The organism is Desulforadius tongensis, assembly GCF_016907915.1.
Taxonomy (GTDB): Bacteria; Bacillota; Desulfotomaculia; order Desulfotomaculales; family Desulfohalotomaculaceae; genus Desulforadius; species Desulforadius tongensis.
Genome location: NZ_JAFBCW010000033.1, coordinates 23,950 through 30,016, shown reverse-complemented (window position 1 = coordinate 30,016; position 6,067 = coordinate 23,950). Strand labels below are relative to the sequence as shown.

Annotated in this window: 5 protein-coding genes; all 5 read right to left on the bottom strand. The window is 48.2% G+C overall.

All coding sequences use genetic code 11. The features are described from left to right. Positions 1-128: 128 nt before the first annotated feature. Entirely contained in the window at positions 129-1,397 is a 1,269-nt protein-coding gene (gene murA, locus JOC37_RS11620) for a UDP-N-acetylglucosamine 1-carboxyvinyltransferase (protein ID WP_204619145.1), read from the bottom strand. Positions 1,398-1,421: 24 nt separating this feature from the next. Further along, the gene (murB, locus tag JOC37_RS11615) at positions 1,422-2,327 is read right to left on the bottom strand and encodes a UDP-N-acetylmuramate dehydrogenase (RefSeq protein ID WP_204619143.1); all 906 of its coding nucleotides are present in this window, start codon (positions 2,325-2,327) and stop codon (positions 1,422-1,424) included. Further along, on the bottom strand, positions 2,327-3,703 hold the full coding sequence (murC, locus tag JOC37_RS11610) for a UDP-N-acetylmuramate--L-alanine ligase (RefSeq protein ID WP_204619141.1): 1,377 nt from the start codon (positions 3,701-3,703) through the stop codon (positions 2,327-2,329). Before murC ends, murB begins: the two co-directional genes overlap by 1 nt. Positions 3,704-3,790: 87 nt before the next feature. After that, entirely contained in the window at positions 3,791-4,915 is a 1,125-nt protein-coding gene (murG, locus tag JOC37_RS11605) for an undecaprenyldiphospho-muramoylpentapeptide beta-N-acetylglucosaminyltransferase (protein ID WP_204619139.1), read from the bottom strand. A 47-nt stretch (positions 4,916-4,962) separates the two neighbouring features. Continuing rightward, positions 4,963-6,066 (bottom strand): stage V sporulation protein E, encoded by a 1,104-nt coding sequence (gene spoVE / locus JOC37_RS11600; protein ID WP_204619137.1) that lies wholly within the window; start codon positions 6,064-6,066, stop codon positions 4,963-4,965. Between the last annotated feature and the right edge of the window lies 1 nt (position 6,067).

Here is a 6,067-nt window from a genome sequence, read left to right as displayed (position 1 = left end):
CGCGGACACCCTTGCCTTAAGCTAACGTTTACTGCTACCTTCAACGTTCGGGACTTTCACCCTATAGACATTGCCCATGCCGGGCACACATAAAATTAGAGCCTTGAATACAAATTCAAGGCTTAATCTCAGCTGCTCACCCGAATAATTCTGGCCCCTAAAGCGTTATATTTTTTTTCTATTCTTTCATAACCGCGGTCTATATGTTCTATGCCATCCAAAACCGTGCCGTCCTCGGCAGCCATGGCCGCCAGCACCAGCGCGGCACCCGCCCGCAGGTCCGATGCTTCCACATAAGCACCGGATAGGCTGGGTACCCCCCGGACAACGGCGGTATTCCCCTCTAAATAAATATCTGCTCCCATGCGCCTCAGCTCGGGTACATGCTTAAACCTGTTTTCAAAAATAGTTTCGGTAATTACGCTGGTTCCCTCCGCCAGTGTCAGCAGGGCCATCATTTGAGGCTGCATATCGGTGGGAAAGCCGGGATAGGGCATGGTTTTTATATCCACCGCTTTGGGACGACCGGCCCCCTGTACCCGGACAGATTCTTCACCCACCGTCACCTTTACTCCCGCTTCTCTCAATTTAGCAACCAGGGGATCTAAATGGGCGGGAATAACATTGGTCAGCGTAATATCACTTTTTGTAATCGCCGCTGCCACCATATAGGTACCCGCCTCAATGCGATCCGGTATCACAGTGTGCTCCGTTGGCCGCAGTTCACTTACTCCCTCAATTTTGATGGTATCAGTACCGGCACCGTTAATTTTGGCCCCCATAGAATTAAGGAATTTCTGTAAATCTTCAATTTCCGGTTCTTTAGCCGCATTGCGAATAACAGTAACCCCCTGGGCCAGTGCTGCCGCCATCATCAAGTTTTCAGTAGCTCCCACGCTGGGAACATCCAAATGGATTTCCGCCCCCTGCAAACCGGATGGTGCTTCAGCAGTGATGTAGCCAAATTTCTCCCTTATCACCGCTCCCATGGCTTTAAGACCTTTAAAATGCAGGTTCATGGGCCTGCTGCCTATGTTGCACCCGCCGGGATAGCTCATTTTTACATATCCAAAACGGGCCAAAAGGGAGCCTAAAACCAGGTTGGAAGCCCTCATTCGCCGCATAAGCTCTTCGGAAATCTCCAGCGATTGAACTTGACTTCCGTCAACGGTAATATCTTTACCGTCACACTCTACACGGGCACCCAGGTAGGTGAGAACATCCTTCATATTTTTAATGTCTTGTAAATGAGGAACATCCTTAATCTTTACAGTTCCGGCACACAACAGCGTGCCAGCCAGTATGGGAAGGGAAGCATTTTTACTACCGTTTACTTTCACCGTCCCCCTTAAAGAGCTGCCTCCTACAATCAGGAACTTCTGATTGGACCGTTCCACGTTGCAGCACCTCCACCACGTATGCTAGCCCAGCACACGTACCTCCAGTTGGAGGGCAACGCCGGTTTTGTTTTTAACTTTTTCTTTTATAATATCTATCAGTTTTATCACATCATTGGCGGTGGCCCCGCCCAAATTGATAATCCAATTGGCATGCACTGTAGATACTTCTGCCTTACCAACTCTTAAACCTTTACAACCGGCAAGATCAATTAACCTGCCCGCAGAATCCCCCGGGGGGTTTTTAAATACACTGCCTGCATTGGGAAAGCCCTGGGGCTGAACGGCTTTACGCTTGGCCATATATTTGTCCATTTGCTCTTTTATTATTTTCCTGTCGCTGTGATGGCAGTTAAACACCGCTTCCACCACCACCAGTGAGCTGCCCTGCAGAATACTGGTACGGTAATCAAAACCCAGCTGCCGCTTTGTTAAATCTAATATCTCGGCACTGCTGTCAATTACTTTAACCGATTGTATGATATCACCAATACAGGAACCGTTGGCCCCGGCGTTCATTACCACCGCACCGCCGATAGTTCCGGGTATGCCGGCGGACCAGGCAAAACCCGCCAACCCCTTTTCCATCACTCCCCGGGCCACAACAGGCAGCATCGACCCGGCACCGGCTTTTACAGTGGTGCCTTCAACCTGCAGGTAATTGAATCCCTTTCCTATCTTTACTACCATCCCCGGTATACCGCTGTCCTTCACCAGCAAATTGGTACCGTTTCCCACCACAGTCAGCGGCACACCGTATTCTTTAGCCAGTAATATGCATTTTTGTAAATCTTCAATATCTTCCGGTTCAATGAAATATTGTGCCGGCCCACCTATCTGCCAACTGGTGTGTTTAGCCATTGGTTCATTAATTAGCAATCCGGTCTTTAAATTAGAGCGCAGTTTGTCCTCCAGTGTCCGGTTTGTCATTAACAACGCTCCTCAAGTTTTTTCACCAGTTCTACACCGCTGCTCCAAACATTACCGGCCCCCATGGTCAAAATAATATCCCCCGGCCTGGCTATATTTACTAAATAATCAGCAACATCGGCCAGATTTCCTATATAAGTTACCTTGCCCACGTTATTACGCCTGGCAGCATCAACAATTAATTGGGCCGTTACCCCTTCAATAGGCGCTTCCCCGGCACTGTAAATATCGTTAATAACCACCATGTCCGCATCTTTAAAGGCTGCACCCAACTGTTCATGCAGGTGTTTGGTCCTGGAGTAACGATGGGGCTGAAACACGCTTATCACCCTGCCGCTGCCGGCTTGGCGGGCAGCCTTTAAAGTGGCTTTGATTTCTGTGGGGTGATGAGCATAGTCATCAATTACTTTTATACCGTTTACTTCCCCCAGCAGCTGATAACGGCGATGTACCCCCCGGAATGTTTTCAGAGCCCCGGCCACCGTTTGAAAATCTAAACCAATATGCAGCGCCATCACCACCACCGCCAGGGCATTTAACATATTATGCTGGCCGGGCACCGATAGTTTTAACCGGCCGATATATTTATCGCGGTGGTAAATATCAGCATCATTAACACTGCCGTTCAACTTTAAATTTTTTATGGTATAATCCGCCCCCGGATTAATACCGTAAGTAATTACCTCCGCCCGGGCACTGCCTAAAATGGCTCGAACATTGGGGTCATCATAGCACAATACAGCCAGGCCGCCGGGATCAACCCCGGCTAAAAATTTTTGAAAAGATTCCAAAACTTTTTCCACAGAACCGTAATAATCCAGGTGGTCATCTTCTATATTTGTAATAATAACCATATGGGGAGATAACAGCAAAAAGGAGCCGTCACTTTCATCCGCTTCAGCCACCAGGTATTCCCCGCGACCCAGTTTAGCGTTCCCCCCAATATCGTTTAGTTCGCCACCTACAACGATAGTGGGGTCACAGCCTGCCTTTTCCAAAACCAGCGCCATCATTGATGTGGTTGTGGTTTTACCGTGGGAACCGGCAACGGCAATACCCTTTTGACGTTTCATCAGCCGGGCCAACATTTCTCCACGGTGAATTACAGGTATACCCCTTTCCCTGGCCCGCAGCAGCTCGGGATTATTGGGGGGTATAGCGGTGGATACAACCACCATTTCCGCCTTTTCTACATTTTGGGCATCATGCCCGATAAAACACCTGATACCCATTGCTTCCAGCTTTTTCACCGTCTCGGATTCATTTATATCGGAGCCGGTTACCTGGTAACCCAAACCTGCCAATATGCGGGCAATGCCGCTCATACCGGCACCGCCTATACCTATAAAGTGCACCTTTTGGGGGATGTCTTTCACTATGCTTTCATCTCCTTTCCAAAGCAGGGCATCCCTTATAAAAATCTGCCTGGTATATAGGTTGAAATATAATATGCATAAGCAACTTTATTTGTTACATGACTTGTCTACAGCAGCATCAATCAGATCTAAAATATCTTCCAATGCTTTGGGACGACCCAGCAGTGAGCTTTCCCGGGCCATACCTGCAAGCTCACCCGGTGAAGACAGCAGCCGGTTGATGTATTCAAGCAGCAGCTCGCCGGTTAATTCCGCATCCCGGATCATTATCGCCGCCCCGCGCTCTGCCAGGGCACGGGCGTTGTACTCCTGGTGATTCTCCGCAGCATAGGGATAGGGTATCAGTATGCTCGGTAATCCCAGCGCTGTCAATTCCGCCAACGTGGCCGCACCGGCCCGGCAGACAACTAAAGACGCCACTGCCAGGGCATTTTGCATATTGTATAAATATGGTACAGTGGTAATGTTCCCAGTATTAACCAGCGATATACCTTTAGAGCTTAATGTCTTGATATATTCGTCGTAACCTGCCCGGCCGGTAGCATGCAGCACCTGAATCCCCCTCTGATTTTGCAGTTCCTGCACCACTTTAACCATGGCCATGTTAATACTTCTGGCCCCCCTGCTGCCCCCAAAAACCAGTACCACCGGCTTGTTTCGGTCTAACCCGAATTCAGAATAGGCTTTATCTTTATCACATGAAAAAATCTCCGGACGCACCGGAAGACCCGTTAATTTAATCCGGGCCTTACTGGGAAAACGCTTGATTGAATCTTCAAAGGTAACAGCTACTGAAGATACAAACCTGGAAAGGATCCGGTTGGTCATTCCAGGCAGCGCGTTTTGTTCATGTATTAAAGTGGGAATCCTGTGTAATACCCCGGCCATAACCACCGGGCCGCAAACATAACCACCGGTGCCGATAACAATATCCGGCTTAAACCGGCGCACTAAATTCACTGCCTGCCACATACCCTGGCCTGCCTGCCACAATACTTTTAAATTTTTAAGGGTTAATTGGCGCTGGAAACCGGAAACCTTTATTGTTTTAAAAGCATATCCCTCTTTGGGAACAATATCTGATTCCAGCCCCCGGTTTGTACCCACGTAAAGCAGTTCCGCCCCGGGGTGGCGGCTTTTAATACCCTTGGCTATGGCCAGCGCCGGGTAAATATGTCCGCCGGTTCCCCCGCCGGTAACAATCACACGCAAAAAATAACACCTTCTTTATTACAGCTGATTTTAAAATTTCCAGTTTTTTACCGCGGCGTGGTGTACTTTGATATGTTAAGCAGTATGCCCACACCTATTAACGTAAATAAAAGGGACGTGCCGCCGAAACTGATAAACGGTAACGGCACCCCGGTAACAGGCATTGAACCGGTAACCACCGCCATGTTGATAATGGCCTGCAGTACAATGGCGCTGGTAATACCTGTGGCCAGCAGGCTGGCAAAGGGATCGGGTGAGGTAATGGCAATTTTAAACCCCCGCCAGGCCAGCAGTATAAACAGCATTACCACCAGGGATGCTCCGATAAAGCCCAATTCTTCACCTATAATGGCAAATATAAAGTCTGTATGGTTCTCCGGCAGGTATAAAAATTTCTGCTTGCTCTGTCCCAATCCCAGGCCAAAAAGCCCACCGGAGCCAAGGGCATAAAGGGATTGAATAATGTGATAACCGGAACCCTGCGGGTCTGCTTCCGGGTCTAAAAAGGCTAAAAAACGTTTCATGCGGTAAGGTTCAAAATAAATGGCCAGGGCCACCGCCGCCAGGCCCAGGGCACCTAAACCGTATAAGTGAATCATCCGGGCACCGGCCGCTAAAAACATCACTATAATAGTTCCACAAAGGGTTACTGCTGTACCCAGGTCGGGCTGCTTGAGAATTAAACCGGCAGTTATTCCCATCAATATTAAATAGGGTAACAGCCCCTTTTTAAAATCCTGTACCCTATTGGGGTTTTTAGATAATCCAAAGGCAACAAAGATAATCAAACAAAGTTTCACCAGTTCAGCCGGGGCAAAGGAAATAAAACCTAAATCTATCCAACGCCTGGAGCCATTTACTTCCTTTCCTATCCCGGGTATCAGTACCAGCAGCAGTAAAATAACCCCCAACACAACTATGGGTAATATCCACCGCTTAATCTTGTAGTAGTCAAAATTCATGGTAAAAATCATTGCTGTCACACCAATTAACGCCCACAGCATCTGCCGTTCAAAAAAGTAAAAGGCATTATGGTAACGAATAATGGTCACATACTGGCTGGCACTGAATACCATTACAATTCCTATGCTCAATAACATCAGCACGGTAAGAAAAAGGATAAAATCAGGCGACTTTTTCTTTAACCGCAAA